Origin of the sequence: Cognatishimia maritima, from assembly GCF_900129685.1 — a bacterium.
Taxonomy (GTDB): domain Bacteria; phylum Pseudomonadota; class Alphaproteobacteria; order Rhodobacterales; family Rhodobacteraceae; genus Cognatishimia; species Cognatishimia maritima.
On sequence record NZ_FQWM01000001.1, the window covers coordinates 125865 to 142384 of the forward strand.

Annotated in this window: 14 protein-coding genes; 7 read left to right on the top strand and 7 right to left on the bottom strand. The window is 55.3% G+C overall.

Annotated elements, in window-relative coordinates; all coding sequences use genetic code 11:
* Positions 1–21: 21 nt before the first annotated feature.
* Positions 22–825 (bottom strand): DUF4198 domain-containing protein, encoded by an 804-nt coding sequence (locus tag BUA39_RS00615; RefSeq protein WP_072789441.1) that lies wholly within the window; start codon positions 823–825, stop codon positions 22–24.
* Between BUA39_RS00615 and BUA39_RS00620 the strand changes: the two genes are divergently transcribed.
* Complete coding sequence (locus BUA39_RS00620; protein WP_072789444.1) at positions 824–1972, top strand: HupE/UreJ family protein; 1149 nt, start codon at positions 824–826, stop codon at positions 1970–1972. The genes BUA39_RS00615 and BUA39_RS00620 overlap by 2 nt on opposite strands.
* A gap of 58 nt (positions 1973–2030) precedes the next feature.
* On the opposite strand, the gene BUA39_RS00625 is transcribed toward BUA39_RS00620, so the two are convergent.
* Positions 2031–2651, bottom strand: coding sequence for a thiamine phosphate synthase (locus BUA39_RS00625; protein ID WP_072789447.1), 621 nt, complete (start codon positions 2649–2651; stop codon positions 2031–2033).
* A gap of 68 nt (positions 2652–2719) precedes the next feature.
* Positions 2720–3049, bottom strand: coding sequence for a TfoX/Sxy family protein (locus BUA39_RS00630; protein WP_072789451.1), 330 nt, complete (start codon positions 3047–3049; stop codon positions 2720–2722).
* A gap of 102 nt (positions 3050–3151) precedes the next feature.
* Between BUA39_RS00630 and BUA39_RS00635 the strand changes: the two genes are divergently transcribed.
* From BUA39_RS00635 to BUA39_RS00645, 3 genes are all read left to right on the top strand, one after another.
* Positions 3152–3889 (top strand): RNA methyltransferase, encoded by a 738-nt coding sequence (locus tag BUA39_RS00635; RefSeq protein WP_072789454.1) that lies wholly within the window; start codon positions 3152–3154, stop codon positions 3887–3889.
* Between the two features lie 96 nt (positions 3890–3985).
* Positions 3986–5125: a heme A synthase gene (gene ctaA, locus BUA39_RS00640; protein WP_072789457.1), complete on the top strand. Its 1140-nt coding sequence runs from the start codon at positions 3986–3988 to the stop codon at positions 5123–5125.
* A gap of 6 nt (positions 5126–5131) precedes the next feature.
* Complete coding sequence (locus tag BUA39_RS00645) at positions 5132–6607, top strand: carboxypeptidase M32 (protein WP_072789461.1); 1476 nt, start codon at positions 5132–5134, stop codon at positions 6605–6607.
* A gap of 54 nt (positions 6608–6661) precedes the next feature.
* Here the strand turns inward: BUA39_RS00645 and gyrA are convergent, their stop codons facing one another.
* Positions 6662–9409: a DNA gyrase subunit A gene (gyrA, locus tag BUA39_RS00650; RefSeq protein ID WP_072789463.1), complete on the bottom strand. Its 2748-nt coding sequence runs from the start codon at positions 9407–9409 to the stop codon at positions 6662–6664.
* Positions 9410–9574: 165 nt separating this feature from the next.
* Positions 9575–10516 carry a radical SAM protein gene (locus tag BUA39_RS00655; protein ID WP_072789466.1) on the bottom strand — a complete coding sequence of 314 codons (942 nt, stop codon included), beginning with the start codon at positions 10514–10516 and terminating at the stop codon, positions 9575–9577.
* Between the two features lie 189 nt (positions 10517–10705).
* Between BUA39_RS00655 and zwf the strand changes: the two genes are divergently transcribed.
* From zwf to pgi, 3 genes are read left to right on the top strand one after another with little or no spacing between them, the layout of a single operon-like run.
* Positions 10706–12154, top strand: coding sequence for a glucose-6-phosphate dehydrogenase (gene zwf, locus BUA39_RS00660; protein ID WP_072789468.1), 1449 nt, complete (start codon positions 10706–10708; stop codon positions 12152–12154).
* Positions 12151–12825, top strand: coding sequence for a 6-phosphogluconolactonase (gene pgl / locus BUA39_RS00665; RefSeq protein WP_072789471.1), 675 nt, complete (start codon positions 12151–12153; stop codon positions 12823–12825). Before zwf ends, pgl begins: the two co-directional genes overlap by 4 nt.
* Before the next feature lie 3 nt (positions 12826–12828).
* Positions 12829–14433: a glucose-6-phosphate isomerase gene (gene pgi / locus BUA39_RS00670; RefSeq protein WP_072789475.1), complete on the top strand. Its 1605-nt coding sequence runs from the start codon at positions 12829–12831 to the stop codon at positions 14431–14433.
* Between the two features lie 76 nt (positions 14434–14509).
* Here pgi and BUA39_RS00675 read toward each other — a convergent pair whose 3' ends face one another.
* Positions 14510–15583 (bottom strand): methyltetrahydrofolate cobalamin methyltransferase, encoded by a 1074-nt coding sequence (locus BUA39_RS00675; RefSeq protein ID WP_072789478.1) that lies wholly within the window; start codon positions 15581–15583, stop codon positions 14510–14512.
* Between the two features lie 9 nt (positions 15584–15592).
* Complete coding sequence (locus BUA39_RS00680; RefSeq protein WP_072789480.1) at positions 15593–16516, bottom strand: methylenetetrahydrofolate reductase; 924 nt, start codon at positions 16514–16516, stop codon at positions 15593–15595.
* Positions 16517–16520 lie beyond the last annotated feature (4 nt).

The window sequence follows — 16520 nt, forward strand, 5'->3', positions numbered from 1 at the left end:
GGCTAAGACAAGAGGCCCCCGCTATTCAGGGACGCCAAAAGTCAATGAGGCCCAGAGGCTTTCCCAATGCCAGCCTTGCTCCGTGGCAATGGCTGAGGTTGGACGCCGCAGCACGACCGCATCAATCAGGTAGTCATAGCCGGGTTTGACCGGCAGGGTGACCTCGCCGTTTTGGTCAGTTCTGTACAGCTTGATGTCAACGGTGTCGTCTGGCGCGCGCTCAAACACCTCGACCTGCGCATTGGCCCGCGGCTGTCCTTTATACATCAGCCTAAGAGGCAGCCCACCGGATATGTCATCACGGTAGGGGTTTTTCAGGGCAACGAATTCGGTCAACAGCCCGCTGTTGCTATCTGCACCGTCGCCTGTCCCAACGGCGAGAAGAGATTTGGCATAACGCGTATAGCCTTCGATCAGCGGATAAGTGGGGTCGGGCAGGGCAGTAGTGTCGAGGTCTTTATGAGACACAAAGGCCTGAAACTTTTCCGGGTCTTGGTAGGTCAGTTTTGACGGTTTGGTCTGATGTATTACCTTCAACAATCCCTCGCCTTCGGGGGTCATCCTCAGCGCGGGTTGGTCGCCATCGCGGCCTGTGATTTGAAAAACGTCATCACCAAGAGAGAACTCTGTCCGTTCAATGCGATATTCAAACCAACTCAGTGCGCCACCGTTGAAGTTTTGGCCATTCACCAGATGCGCCTGCAAGATTTCACCCTTTTCAGCTTGAAAAGATCTAGGTTCGATCCAAAACTCATGGGCAAACAATGATTTGGCGGCCATAAGAGCCAAAAGTATTGGTACTGTGAGTATTAGGGGACGGCGCATGTTTAATTTTCCAATAATCTTTAGGTCTATGGTGGCGCGCTATTTGGTGATGTCAATCGCGGCACTTTGGCATTTTGCTGGTGTGGTCTCGGCGCACGAGTTGAATCCAACCGTCGCGAACTTTGAAGTGGCGGGTCAAGTGCTTTCGCTTGAACTGCGCCTGAATGCCGAGGCTATCCTAACAGAAATCGATTTGGATGAGGTGACGGACACGGATGCCTCTGCAAAAGCAGAAGAATACGATGCCCTGCTTGCGCGGCCCGGCCCGGACATTGAGGCGCTCTTTGCGACGGAGAGTGATGCCTTCCTAAACGACATCTCTCTGTTTGTCGGTGGGGCTCAAATCCCGCTTCAGTTTCTCAGCATTGAGACCCCCAGTGAAAGTGTTCCGGGGGTAGGTCGCCAGAGCATAGCCTCTTTCATAGCAGAGCTGCCCTCACGTGCAGACAGTGTTTCCTTTGCTTGGGGCGACGGTATGGGGCCGCTGGTGATCAGGCAGTTTGGTGTGGACGATCCGTTCACAGGTTTCATCAGCGGCGGTGACAGCACCGGGCCAATCAGCCTGATAGGCGGAATGGGCATGACACCGATGGAGGGCTTTGTTTCTTACATTCCGGTTGGTTTTGATCACATCCTGCCCAAGGGGTTGGATCACATCCTTTTTGTGCTCGGGCTGTTTTTCTTGTCGCTGCGCTGGGGGTCATTGCTTTGGCAGGTCACGGCCTTTACGGCGGCGCATACTGTCACGCTGGCCCTTGGGGCGCTTGGTTACGTCAATCTTCCAGGGCATATTGTCGAGCCGATCATTGCTGCGTCGATTGTTTATGTCGGTGTCGAAAACATTCTGTCCAACGGGCTAAGCCGCTGGCGTCCCTATGTGGTGTTCCTGTTCGGGCTGTTGCACGGGCTTGGTTTTGCCTCGGTGCTTGGCGATTTTGGTCTGCCAACCGAACAATTCATTCCGGCGCTTTTGGGCTTCAATGTTGGTGTCGAACTGGGTCAACTGACCGTGATCGCCATCGCCTATCTGGTGGTCGGCTACAACTTCGGCAAGAAGCCATGGTATCGCAGCTATATCAGCAATCCGGCCTCAGCCTTAATTGCCTTTATTGGTGCATATTGGGTGATTGAGCGGGTGTTTTTGTAGGGTTGGGTTTACCCCACCAAAAAACTGCGCGTCGGTGGAGTGAAACCCCACCCTACGATCATTTCATCGCCGCGATGAACTGCTGAAGGCGCGCCAACGGATCGTCCTCGCGCCAGATTTCTTCGCCAATGGCAAAGAAGTCCGTCACGGGGGCCAGCTTGCGGATTGTGTCTTCATGCAGCGCGCCTTCGGCGACCACAGGCACTTCGATCATCTGCGACCACCATTCAAACAACTCGTGCTCCGCGATGGTGCCATCCCCAAGCGGGGTCTCTGCGACCGGGCCGAAACACACATAGTCTGCGCCCATTTCGCCTGCGTTCATGCCGTCATGGCGCGAAGCACCGCAGTAGCTGCCAACAATCGCGTCATCGCCTAAATCCTTGCGGATCTTGCGGACAGAACGAGAGCCATCGGTCAAATGCACGCCATCCAGACCCAAACGTTCTGCCAACAAAACATGCTCTGAAATCACCAAGGCAATGTCGCGAGGATAACAAACTTCGCGCACAGCGTCGGCTGCGCGACTTAGGCGGTCCTCATCACGTGTGGCCATGGCGACGCGCACACAGGCGACGTCAACGGCGTCCAAGACCCGCGCCAATTCCGTCGGGAAGGTGCTGAGTTCAAATTCTGGCGGTGTGATCAGGTAAATCTGTGGTTGCTCGATGTCGGACATGGTGCATTTCCCGGAACGTCTTTTGCGCTGCTATAACGCGGATCGCGCGTCTTGACCATCACCAAGCGTCACTTCGAGGGCATGGCGCCAACATAGGCTTTGGCAAGCGCAAGCATCTGCTGTCGCCGCGCGTCGTCTTCGAACAAATCTTCGTTGGCGTCGATGAACCCGGGCATAGGGCGTTTGGTAAAGGCCATTTCGCTCGCCCCTTCAATGGCAAGGGCCTCTGCTTCCAAATCTTTGCCGACCCGAAACATGCCGCCACCTTTGTGGACGCCACAGAGCATATTGCCGTTCAACATAAAGCAGATGCCGCCGAACATTTTCTTCTCCACGATACCAGGTTCGTCCACCAGGTCATCTCGAAGCAATGCCAGATGCCCTTCATCATAGGCCATGCCGCCCTCCTATTTTACTTGTTAAATGCAAGTAAACTGCGAGATGACTTGTTTTGCAAGCACGCTATCGGTATGAGCCGCTGAATTCAGTCGGAGACCCTCATGCCAAGCCCTCATCCCCAGCCTGCGATTGTTCTGGTGCGCCCGCAAATGGGTGAAAATATCGGCGGGGCCGCGCGTGCCATGTGGAATTTTGGGCTGGACCGGATGCGGATTGTAAACCCGCGGGATGGGTGGCCGAACCAAAAGGCCGTCGCGATGTCTTCGGGGGCAGGGCGTTTGCTGGACGAGGCGCAGATTTGTGACTCTGTCGCCGACAGCATTGGCGATTGCACCTATGTCTTTGCGACCACGGCACGGGCTCGCGACCTAACCAAGCCCGTAATGACACCGGAACACGCGATGAAAATCGCCCGCGAAAAGATCGCAGCGGGTGAAAAAGTTGCCGTGCTTTTTGGCCCAGAACGATCAGGGTTAGAGAATGACGACATCGCCCATGCCAACGCGATCATCAATGTGCCGGTCAACCCTGAATATGCGTCACTTAATCTTGCGCAATGCGTTTTATTAACGGCTTACGAATGGATGCGGGGTGATGTTCAAGTCGAACCTGAGCGTATGGAGCTTGCCAAAACAGAATGGGCCAATCAGGCCGAGGTCGAGGCATTGGCGCGCCACTATGAACAGCGTTTGGATGAAGCCGGTTTCTTTTTCCCTGAACCCAAAGCCGAAGGCATGAAAATCAATCTGCGCAATATGTGGTCGCGCCTGCCGCTGACCCGCGCCGATGTACAGATGTTGCATGGCATGTTGCGCCAACTTTTACGTCGCAAGGACTGACGGACCAACCGACGCACACAGGCATTTCCACCCTCCATAAGCTTGAAGATCAGCGGGCAGCGCCCTAGTCTCCGCCTAAATTGCAAGGACGATCCCATGAGCCAGAAGCGCAGCATTTTCGAAGACGTTTCCCAGCCGCAGCAAAGCAAAACACCGAGCAAAGGCGCGATAGATGCCGCCCCAAAGGGCGCGCGGCGCGGCATTCGCCTGTGGTTGATGACACTCTTTGCGCTGGTTGTGGTGATGATTGTTGTGGGTGGGCTGACCCGGCTAACAGACAGCGGATTGTCGATCACCGAATGGAAGCCGGTGACAGGCGCAGTGCCACCGACAAACGAAGCGGTGTGGCTTGAAGAATTTGAGAAATACAAAAAAATTCCGGAATACCAGTTGCAAAACCAAGGCATGAGTCTTGCAGAGTTCAAAACCATTTATTGGTGGGAATGGGGCCATCGTCAGCTTGGCCGAGCCATTGGCTTGGTCTGGGCGCTTGGGTTCCTTGGCTTTGCCGTGACCCGCAATATCCCAACAGGCTGGACAGGACGTCTGTTCCTGATCGGAGCCTTGGGCGGGCTACAAGGCGCGATTGGCTGGTGGATGGTGTCCTCTGGGCTTGAGGGCAGCCGGCTTGATGTTGCTTCTTATCGTTTGGCCACCCATCTGGGGCTGGCATTCGTGATTTTGGGCTTCATTGCTTGGTATATCTTTTTGTTGGGCCGCGAAGAACGCGCGCTTCTACAGGCCCGCCGAGGCAAAGAGGCAAAGCTGTTCTCTCTCTCAACCGGGCTGTTGCATGCGAGTTTCGCGCAAATCCTTCTGGGTGCCCTCGTGGCTGGCATTGATGCAGGCCGCAGCTTTACCGATTGGCCCATGATGGGTGGGAATGTCCTGCCCGAAGGCATGTTTGCCATGACACCCGTCTGGACGAACTTCTTTGAAAACGCAGGTACCGTGCAGTTCATGCACCGAATTTGGGCCTATCTTCTGCTGGCGTTCACCATTGTTGTTTGGCGTCGTTCCAAATCCTCTGCCCATGTCAAAACCCGCTTTGCATTCAACCTCGTCATGGCAGCTATGACGATTCAGGCGGTACTCGGGATTATGACAGTTTTGTATATCGCCCCTTGGCAGCTTGCGATTCTGCACCAGTTGACAGCAGTTGCCGTTTGGGTGTTGATCCTGCGGGCCCGTTTCCTCAGCCACTACCCAATCTCGACTGGGATTAAGGGAGGGTAAGATTATATGAATGCTTTCAATGATTTGATGGCGTTTCAAAAGGATACCGAGGCATTGGCCCAAGTGGCGGGTCGTCTGGGTTGGGATCAGGAAACGGTAATGCCTGCGGGCGCTGCGCCTCAGCGTGGCGAAGAAATGGCCGCGATGGAAAAGGTTCTCCATGCGCGCCGCATTGATCCAAAGATTGCTGATTGGCTTGCTGCGATTGATGTGCAGGCGCTGGATGCCGTAGGGCAAGCGCAGGTGCGGGAAATCCGTCGTTCGTACGAGCGGACGTCGAAAATTCCGGCTGATCTGGCTGCAGAGATTGCACGTGTCACCAGCATGTCTCAGGGTATTTGGGCCAAGGCGCGTGCTGCTGAGGATGTGGCGGCGTTTTTGCCTGCCTTGGAAGAGGTCGTGCGTCTGAAGCGCGAAGAAGGTCAAGCCTTGGCGCAGGGCGGTGATGTCTATGACGCCATTTTGGATGACTATGAGCCAGAGATGACCGCACAGCGATTAGCGGAAATCTTTGACGCAATGCGCCCGCGTCTGGTTGATTTGCGCGCCAAGGTTCTAGACGCAAAAGCACCACGCGCTTTGACCGGCCTCTATCCCGAAAAAGCGCAGTTAGACGTTTCGAACCGGCTAGCAAAAGCCTTTGGCTATGGCTTTGACAATGGCCGTATCGACAAAGCAGTGCATCCCTTCAGCTCTGGGTCTGGTCTGGATGTACGTATCACCACCCGCGTCAGCACCGATGATCCGTTCAATTGCTTCTATTCTACGATCCACGAAGTGGGCCATGCCTGCTATGAACAAGCCATTGATAACGCATATCTTCTGACGCCACTGGGGCGTGGTGTGTCGATGGGTGTGCATGAAAGCCAAAGCCGCATTTATGAAAACCAACTGGGGCGCTCGCGTGCCTTTACCGGTTGGTTGTTTGACCTGATGCGCGACAGCTTTGATGAGTTTGACGTTTCTTCTGAAGAAGAATTCTACGCGACCGTCAACCGTGTGAACAAAGGTTATATCCGCACGGAAGCCGATGAAATCCAGTATAACCTGCACGTCATGCTGCGTTTTGATCTGGAACGCGCTTTGATGAGCGGTGATCTGGCTGTGGCTGATCTGGAGGCCGCTTGGAATGACCGGTTTGCGGCTGATTTCGGTTATGCTGTCGACAAGCCAAGCAACGGAGTCCTTCAGGACGTGCATTGGTCTGTGGGTCTCTTTGGCTACTTCCCGACCTATGCATTGGGCAACGTTTATGCGGGCTGTCTGCATGAAGCGCTGCGCAAAGATGTTCCAAATCTGGATATGCAACTGCGCGATGGCAATACATCTGCGGCCACCGGTTGGTTGCGTGAAAAATTGCAGCAACATGGCGCGCTACGCGCTCCGCAGGAAACCATCGCGTTGGCAAGTGGCATGGAGCCGGGGCCGGAACCGATGTTGAGCTACCTTGAGAAGAAGTTCTCAGAAATATATGATATCTAATGAAAAAGCCCACTTCTTAAAGCGGGCTTTATTCTTGTTGTGGCGGACAGAAGATTACTCTTCTGCAACGCCTTCTTCGTCTTCTTCATTCTGTTCCGCGATCCAAGCAACGGACACAACTTCTTCGCCTTTGCCGGTGTTAAAGACTTTCACGCCACCCGCAGACCGGCTGCGGAAGGAAATGCCATCCACCGGAACACGGATCGATTGCCCTTTTGAGGTCGCCAGCATGATCTGATCGCCCAGTTCCACCGGGAAAGACGCGACCAACTCGCCGCCGCGCATGGCTTTGTCCATTGCAGCAACGCCCATACCGCCGCGACCGCGGACCGGATAGTCATGTGAACTGGACAGCTTGCCCGCACCGCCAGAGGTGATAGTCAGGATCAGGTTTTCTGCAGCTGACATCTCTGCATAACGCTCCGGCGAAATCGTCGCGTTTTCATTGGCTTCTTCGTCGGTGACGCCATCGTCCTCGGTCGACCCGGCGACGGCGCGGCGCATTTTCAGATAAGCTGCGCGTTCATCCGGGGTTGCTTCAAAGTGGTGAATGATCGACATCGACACGACTTTGTCGTTTGCGCCCAGTTTGACACCACGCACACCGGTCGAGGCGCGCGAGTTAAAGACACGTACATCGGTTGCCGGAAAACGGATGGCACGGCCAGAGGCGGTGACCAGCATCACGTCATCATCGTTTGAGGCGATGCGCGCATTGATCATCTTCCAGTCGGCGCTATCCCCTTCAAATTTCATCGCAATTTTGCCGTTTGATTTCACATTGGTGAAGTCAGACAGCTTGTTACGTCGCACGGTGCCGTGGTCGGTACAGAAGACAACCTGCAGATCGTCCCATTCTTTCTCATCACGATCGACCGGCATAATGGCTGCAATCGATACACCCTGCGGGATCGGCAGGATATTCACAATCGCTTTGCCTTTGGAGGTCCGGCCACCCAATGGCAAGCGCCAGGTTTTCAGTTTGTAGACCATGCCGTCGGTGGTGAAGAACAGAAGCTGCGTATGGGTGTTGGCCACGAAGAGCGTTGTGACAACGTCTTCTTCTTTGGTCTGCATCCCCGAAAGGCCCTTGCCGCCACGTTTCTGCGCACGGAAGTCGGCGAGGGCGGTGCGTTTGATGTAGCCGCCGGAGGTGACCGTCACCACCATATCTTCACGCTCGATCAGGTCCTCATCGTCCATGTCGCCTGACCAATCGACGATCTCTGTGCGACGCGGGACCGAGAATTTGTCTTTTACTTCCGTCAGTTCGTCCGAAATCAAGCCCATGATGCGTTCGCGGGAGGATAGGATTTCAAGGTATTCCTTTATCTTACCTGCCAGTTCTTCGAGTTCATCCGTCACTTCTTTAACGCCCAGTTGGGTCAGGCGCTGAAGCCGCAGATCTAGGATCGCGCGGGTTTGAATTTCCGAAAGGTAATAGGTGCCGTCCTCGTTGATCTTATGGGTCGGGTCGTCGATCAGGCGGATATAGGGCGCAATATCAGCGGCCGGCCAGCGACGTTCCATCAGGCGCGCGCGCGCTTCGGCTGCGTCCGCGGACGACCGGATGGTTGCAACAATTTCGTCTACGTTGGATACGGCAACCGCCAAACCACACAGAACATGGCTCCGCTCACGCGCTTTGCGCAGTTCATAAGCCGTCCGACGCGCCACGACTTCCTCACGGAAGTCGATAAAGGCCGTCAGGAAGGCCCGCAGGGTCAGCTGTTCAGGCCGCCCGCCATTTAGCGCAAGCATGTTGCAGCCGAAATAGGTTTGCATCGGTGTAAAGCGGAAGAGTTGGTTCAGCACCACCTCGGCGGTAGCGTCGCGTTTCAGTTCGACAACGACCCGCACACCGTTACGGTCGGATTCGTCCTGTACGTGGGCGACGCCCTCGACCTTTTTCTCACGCACTTGCTCTGCGATTTTTTCAATCATCGCAGCCTTGTTTACTTGATAAGGAATCTCATCAATAACAATGGCGTAGCGGTCTTTCCTAATCTCCTCGACGCGGGTTTTCGCGCGGATAATGACAGACCCGCGACCTTCCAGATAGGCTTTGCGTGCGCCGGATCGGCCCAGCATAATGCCACCAGTCGGGAAGTCTGGACCCGGGATATATTGGATCAGTTCCTCACTTGAGAGGTCCGGGTTTTCAATCAGCGCCAGTGTGGCTTCGCAAACCTCACCCAAGTTGTGCGGCGGAATGTTCGTTGCCATACCCACCGCGATACCACCGGCGCCGTTAACCAGCATATTCGGGAAGCGCGAAGGCAGAACGGTTGGTTCACGGTCCTTGCCATCGTAGTTGTCTTGGAAATCAACCGTGTCTTTTTCGATATCCGCCAGCACGAAGGCCGCCGGTTTGTCCATGCGAACCTCGGTATAGCGCATGGCCGCCGGGTTATCGCCGTCCATGGAGCCAAAGTTGCCCTGACCATCCAAGAGCGGCAAGGACATCGAGAAATCCTGTGCCATGCGGACCAAAGCGTCGTAAATCGCGCTGTCGCCGTGTGGGTGGTATTTACCCATAACATCGCCCACGGGACGTGCCGACTTGCGGTAGGCTTTTTCATGCGTGTTGCCGGTTTCGTGCATCGCATAAAGGATGCGCCGGTGCACCGGTTTCAGGCCATCGCGTAGGTCCGGAATGGCACGGCTGACGATCACGCTCATGGCGTAATCGAGGTAGGACGTGCGCATTTCCTCTTCGATGGAAATAGAGGGACCTTCATGCGCCATGCGCACAACTGGTTTTTCTTCTTCGTTTTCAGGCGTTTCTGGCGTGTCGTTCACGTAAAGTGCTCGCTTTTCTCAGACGTCAATATTTTGTTGCTGAGGTTATAACAGACCCCAGTTATAGGGTGCAATGCCAGAGCAGGCGAAAGCCTGCCGGTTTCGAAAGAAACACGCTAAGTCACTGATATTACGCGTTGTTTAATGTGAACGATGTGCCGCCACTTAGGCCGAACAACTTGCCCCGCCCAAAACGCAGAATTTCGCGCAATGCGGGTGGTTAAGTTGAACGGGTTTTTCGGCCTCTTCCAAACTGTACCCCATGTCAAATTCCGCCTCATAGGGCAAAAGCGTGCAGGCTATCACAGAGGTCTTTTCTGCCCCTTTGTGCTTCACCACCATCCGAGAGTTTGAGCACATGACTTGGGTCGGGGCCTTATCCAGAATACCCCAGCAAGCTGTGGTGATTTCCGGCACTTCCACAGTCTCGTCCATTTCCGGGAAAAGGACCGTCATCGACGGATCAAATGCGTCGATCTTAAAGTCATGGCTGCGATAGAATTCGGCATAGCCGGCACGCGATTGGGGATCGGTTTCGCCCCAAACGGTGCGGCCTGCGACCGCCATGGTGAATCCGTTGTCGCGCAGCCATTCCATGCCCATAACTGTTTTGGCAAAGCTGCCTTTGCCGCGCTCTTTGTCATGCAGGTCCGCAGACCAATGGTCGACTGAAATGCGCAGGGTCAATTTGCCGGGGTAAGCGTGTTGCAATTCCAACAGGCCCTCTTTGACCTTCTTGCGCTGCATGGGCAGCATCGCATTTGTCAGGATCAGCACGTCATAACCACGGTCCAGCGACCGGCGCGTCATCTCGATCATCTCTGGGTTCATGAAGGGCTCTCCGCCCGTAAAGGCGATCTCTCGGACGCCCCAGTTGCGGGCCTCAAGCTGATCAAGGTAGTCGGTGACCTCATCTGCTGTCAGATAAACAAGCGCATCGTTGCTCGGCGAACTCAGGATATAACAGTTTTCGCATTCGATATTGCACAGCGTGCCCGTGTTGAACCAAAGCGTTTGCGGATTGGAAAGAGCCACATGCGCGCGTTCTTCGCCTTTTGCGGTTGTAAAAGGATCCTCGAATTTTCCAAGATTCACGTTATCTTTCATGGGCCTGTCATCCTGTTCTTTCTATTGTGCTATCGAAGAATATGACGCCTGAAAACCGGATTGAGTCGCCATGACACAGTTGTGATGGAAGGTGTGAATGCGGGCTTGTTTGAGGGTTCGGGGGTTGCTATGCCTTCGTTAGCGCTAACGGTCGGCATGTAGGGCCGGCAAGGGAGTTGAGGGGCTGACATGGTTTCACGCATTATTCCGGTTGAACAATTCGACCTGATCATCTTTGGCGGCACCGGCGATCTTGCGCGACGTAAGATTTTACCGGGGCTTTTCAAACGCTTCGCAGATGGCCAGGTGCCCGAAGGGTCCCGGATTATCGGTGCTGCGCGCTCAGAGATGGACCAAGCGGCCTTTCTGACCTTTGCCGAAGAGGCGGTGCGCGATGCCGAAGGTGACAAGATCGATGCCACCGTGCTGAAGGATTTTCTGGCGATCTTGGACTACGTCGCGATTGATGCTTTGGGCGAAGAGGGTTGGTCTGCACTCGCAGAGAAGATGCGCGAAGGGCCAGTGCGGGCGTTTTATTTCTCCGTTGGGCCAAGCCTGTTTGATGATCTGGCGCGCCGGTTGCAGCAATACGATCTGGTCAAACCCGATACGAGGATCGTGGTAGAAAAACCCTTTGGCCATGATCTGGAAACGGCGCGGGCTTTGAACAAAGTGCTGTCAGCGCATTTTGACGAAAGTCAGATCTACAGGATTGATCATTACCTTGGCAAAGAAACCGTGCAAAACCTGATGGCGGTGCGCTTTGGCAATATGCTGTTCGAACCGCTCTGGAACAGCCAGTATATTGACCACGTACAGATCACAGTCGCGGAAACCGTCGGTGTCGGTGGGCGCGGGGGCTATTACGACAAGTCCGGTGCCATGCGGGATATGGTTCAGAACCACTTGATGCAGCTCTTGTGTCTGACTGCGATGGAGCCGCCCGCGAAGTTTGACCCGGACGCGGTTCGGGATGAAAAACTCAAAGTGATCCGCGCGCTGGAGCCAGTAGAACCGCACCAGATTGTGCGCGGTCAATACGATAAAACTGACAGTGAATCCAACTTCAGGGACGATGTCGAAAATCCTTCGTCCAAGACGGAAAGCTTTGTCGCGCTGAAATGCCATGTTGGCAACTGGCGATGGGCCGGAACGCCGTTTTATTTGCGCACAGGCAAACGGCTTGAGGCGCGCGATTCAGAGATCATTGTGGTTTTCAAATCCACACCGCATTCGATCTTTGGCAGCGATGCAGGTGGTGGGCATAATGAATTGCGCATTCAATTGCAGCCGGATGAAGGGATCACGCTGAAGGTGACCATTAAGGAACCGGGACCGGGCGGTATGCGTCTGATGGATGTGCCGTTGGATATGTCTTTTGCGGAAACGCTGGGTGAACATGCCGATACGCCGGATGCCTATGAACGACTGATCATGGATGTGATCCGTGGCAATCAGACATTATTTATGCGCGACGATGAGGTCGAAGCTGCCTGGGCTTGGACCGATCCGATCATTCAGGGATGGGAGGCGGTGCATGACGTCCCCAAACCCTATGACAGCTATAGCCAGGGCCCAACGGATGCGACGTTGCTGATGCAACGAGACGGGCGCGAATGGAGGGAGATTGGCGCATGAAAATAGAGACTTATCCAGATTTCGATATGTTGACGCTGAATGTGGCGCAGCGCATCGCAGGCGATCTGAACGCGGCGCTGCTGCATCAGGATCGTGCGTTGTTGGCGGTACCGGGTGGCACAACGCCGGGTCCGATTTTTGATGACCTCTGCGCGGCCGACATCGAATGGTCGCGCGTCGACATTATCCTAACGGACGAACGTTGGGTGCCCGGTGACCACCCGCGCAGCAACACCAAACTTTTGAAAGAACGTTTGCTTGTCAATCGCGCGGCAGAGGCGTCACTGCTGCCGCTGCACGTTGCGACAGAAACGCCCGAAGAAGGCCTACCAAAGTTGATCCCTGGGCTAGAGGCGCGTCTGCCAATCTCTGTCGCTGTGCTGGGCATGGGCGCGGATATGCATACGGCGTCGCTCTTCCCAGATTCGGCGGAATTGACCTCAGCACTGGCGCAGGATGCGCCGGTCTTGATCCCTGTACGTCCCGCCAGCCAGCCAGAGGCGCGGGTGACGCTTGCGGCACATGTTCTGAATGGCGCACTGCACAAACACATTGTTTTTAAAGGAAAAGACAAGCGAGACGCCTTGGATGCCGCGCTGCATCTGCCCGCGCAAAAAGCCCCAATTCGCGCCGTTCTGGACGGGGCAACAGTTCATTATTCGGAGAGTTGATCGATGTGGGATCGTTTGAAAGCCGTGCATGCAAAAACAAAAGATCGCAGAATTGCGGACCTTTTTGATGGCAGCAGAGTCGCCGACTTTGGGATCGAAAGCGACGGCTTGTTCTTCGATTTCAGCAAAACAAACATAGATAAAGATACCTATGCCGATCTGATCGCGCTGGCGGCGGCGCAGGGCGTGGCGGAGAAACGCGACGCCATGTTTGCCGGGGAAAAAATCAACGAAACCGAAGAACGCGCCGTATTGCACACCGCTTTGCGCAATTTGGACGGCGGCCCGATCTTTGTTGACGGTGCAGATGTCATGCCCGGTGTCAAAGCCACGCTGGCCAAAATGTCAGACTTTGCAAATGCGGTTCGCAGCGGCGCGTTTCAGGGGCAGGGCGGCAAGATCACAGATGTGGTGAATATCGGCATCGGCGGGTCGGACCTTGGCCCAGCCATGGCCTATCCGGCGCTGAAACCGTTCGCAGTCGGGCCGCGCTGCCATTTTGTCAGCAACGTGGATGGCGCTGATCTGGCGGACAAGCTCGAAGGGCTTGATCCTGAAACCACGCTGGTTCTTGTGGCGTCCAAAACCTTTACGACGATGGAAACCATGATGAACGCCCAAAGCGCACTGCGCTGGATGGAGGCAAAAGTCAAAGACCCTGCCAGCCAGTTCGCTGCGATTTCCACGGCAGAGAAAGAAACGGCGGCCTTTGGTATTCCTGCAGAACGCGTGTTCGGGTTCGAAGACTGGGTCGGCGGGCGGTACTCCATGTGGGGGCCGATTGGCCTGTCGATTATGTTGGCTGTTGGGCCAGAGGATTTCACAGACTTCCTGCGTGGCGGGCAAGCGATGGATCGCCATTTCTGTGAAGCGCCGCTGGAACAAAACATGCCGTTTGCCTTGGCGTTAACGGGAATCTGGCATCATCAGGTCTGCGGCTACAGCACCCGCGCTGTGCTGCCATATGAGAACCGGCTGCTGCGCTTGCCGGCGTACCTGCAGCAGTTGGAAATGGAATCAAACGGGAAAAGTGTCAGCCTGTCAGGCGATGCGCTGGATCAGGCGGTTGGTCCCATTGTCTGGGGGGAGCCGGGCACCAACGGGCAGCACGCCTTTTATCAATTGATCCACCAAGGCCGTCAGGTTGTGCCCTGTGAGTTTATCGTAGGGGCCGAAGGGCATGAGCCGCATCTGGCGCATCACCATCGTGCGCTATTGGCCAATTGCCTCGCACAGTCTGAGGCATTGATGATGGGTCGGGATTTTGCTGCTGCGGAAGCGATGATGGCCAAGAAGGGCTATACGGGCGACGCGTTGAGGGCCCACGCCATGCAGCGGGTTTTCTCTGGCAATCGCCCGTCAACGACCTTGATGTACCAAAAACTGACGCCTTTTGTGCTCGGCCAGATCATCGCGCTGTATGAACATCGTGTTTTTGTCGAAGGGGCTGTGATGGGCATCAACTCTTATGACCAATGGGGTGTGGAACTGGGCAAAGAACTTGCGCAGAAGCTGGGGCCAGCGGTGGAAGAGCATGGAAGCACTGAAGGGCTGCATGCCGGGACGGCAGCACTTGTAGAGCGCGCAAAGGCGATGCGCGGCGCGTAATCGTTTACGTAAGAATATCAAAAAAAGCCTCGCAAACAAATGCTTGCGAGGCTTTCTTTATTCTTTGCATTAGGCGTTACGCCCGGCGACGACGTCCACCGCCACGACGGCCACGGCCACCTGCTTGATCCTCTGGCGAAGCGTTGAACTTGATCCACTCCGCACCACCATCATCATTGTTGGTCAGGAAGTTGGCCGCCCGGATCGCTTCCATTTCTTTGCCCGCACGTGGCAGGGTTGATCCCATACCAAAAAGCTTCACAAAGGCCTCATCGTCCATGTCCGCAGGCAGGATGATCCCAGCCGCCTCGATTTCTGCTTTCTTCTCAGCAATCTTTTTGGGGCCGATTGGCAGCGCCACAGGGTTCATAATGGCAGATGTCATGCCCGCCGTCATCGCCATTGGCAGGAACGCGTTGTTGATGCCATGACGGTTAGGCAGACCAAAGGAAATGTTAGACGCGCCGCAGGTGGTGTTCACACCCAGTTCTTCACGCAGGCGACGAACTAGCGCAAAAACCTGTAGGCCAGCAGTGCCCATCGCGCCGATTGGCATGACCAGAGGGTCAACCACGATATCATGCGCCGGAATACCGAAATCAGCCGCGCGTTCGACAATCTTCTTGGCCACGGCAAAACGAACGTCCGGGTCTTCGGAAATGCCCGTGTCGTCGTTGGAAATCGCAACAACCGGTACGTTGTATTTCTTGACCAGCGGCAAAACCAGTTCCAGACGTTCTTCTTCGCCTGTGACAGAGTTCAAAAGCGGGCGGCCATTTGCAGCCTCAAGGCCAGCCTCCAAAGCGCCGGGCACAGAGCTGTCGATGCACAGCGGCGTATCGGTGACTTCCTGAACTTTCTCGACCAGTTCTTTCATCAAAGATGGCTCAACAAAGTTGTTGTCCGCATAGCGCACGTCTTCGGCCATTTTGTTGGAAAAGACCGCGCCAGAGTTGATGTCAAGCACGGTTGCACCCGCCGCAACCTGCGCGATGGCATCGGCTTGCACACGAGAGAAATCGCCTTGCTCCAGTTCCGCGTTCAGGATCTTGCGACCTGTCGGGTTGATGCGTTCGCCAATGACGCAGAACGGTTGGTCAAACCCGATGATCGCTGTTTTTGTATTTGATTCAATGACGGTACGGGTCATGTCAGATCCTTAGTTGGAATGTGAAGCCGGTGCTTGGGCACCGTTGTCTTGTGCCCATTGGGCATTTGTCTTGATGCCACCAAGTGGGAAGAAATGCACGGATTCAATGTTGAAATCCGGGTTGGCCGCTTTGTGGTTGGCAAGCTCTGTCACCACTTCTGTTGGCTCATAGGGCAACATCAGCTTGGTCACATCCATCGCGCGCTTTTGCAGCACGCGCAGGGACGGGCCGACGCCGCAGGCGATGGCGAATTTGATCATGGTCTGCAGTTTCGCAGGCCCAGCAATGCCGATGTGGATCGGGAGCGTGATTCCCGCGTCAGACAGGGCGTTGGCCCATGCAATGATTGGCTTTGCCTCAAAGCAGAACTGCGTCGCAAGTGCCATTTTGGCATCCGTGCGCTCTGAAAATGCTTGTTTCCAACGCAGGGCGTCGTCGACATTTTTCATTGACCCATCCGGGTCGATATCGCGGTTGCCCTCGGGGTGACCGGCGACGTGCAGGCGAGTGAAACCAGCTTTATCGAAAAGCCCGGTTTCCATCAGCTGCATTGAGCTTTCGAAGGCGCCTTGTGGCGCGTTCAATCCGCCCGCCAGCAACAGCGCCTGTTTCACACCGGCTTCGCCCTGATACATAGCGATCCAGTTTTCCAGCGTGGCGGCATCTTTGATAATGCGGGCCGGGAAATGCGGCATGACGTCAAAACCGTCCGCTGACAGACGCTTTGCCGTGGCAACCATATCCTCGATTGGTGTGCCATCGATATGAGCGATGTAAACGCGGGTCTGCGCAGGCAAGATGTCTTTGAAATCGTCGACCTTGGCGGCCGTGCGCGGCATCACCTCAATCGAAAACCCTTGCAGGAACTCTGCAACATTGGGATTCACGGACTCTGTCGTCTGAGTCTTGCGGGTGAAATTCAAAAGCGCCATCAGC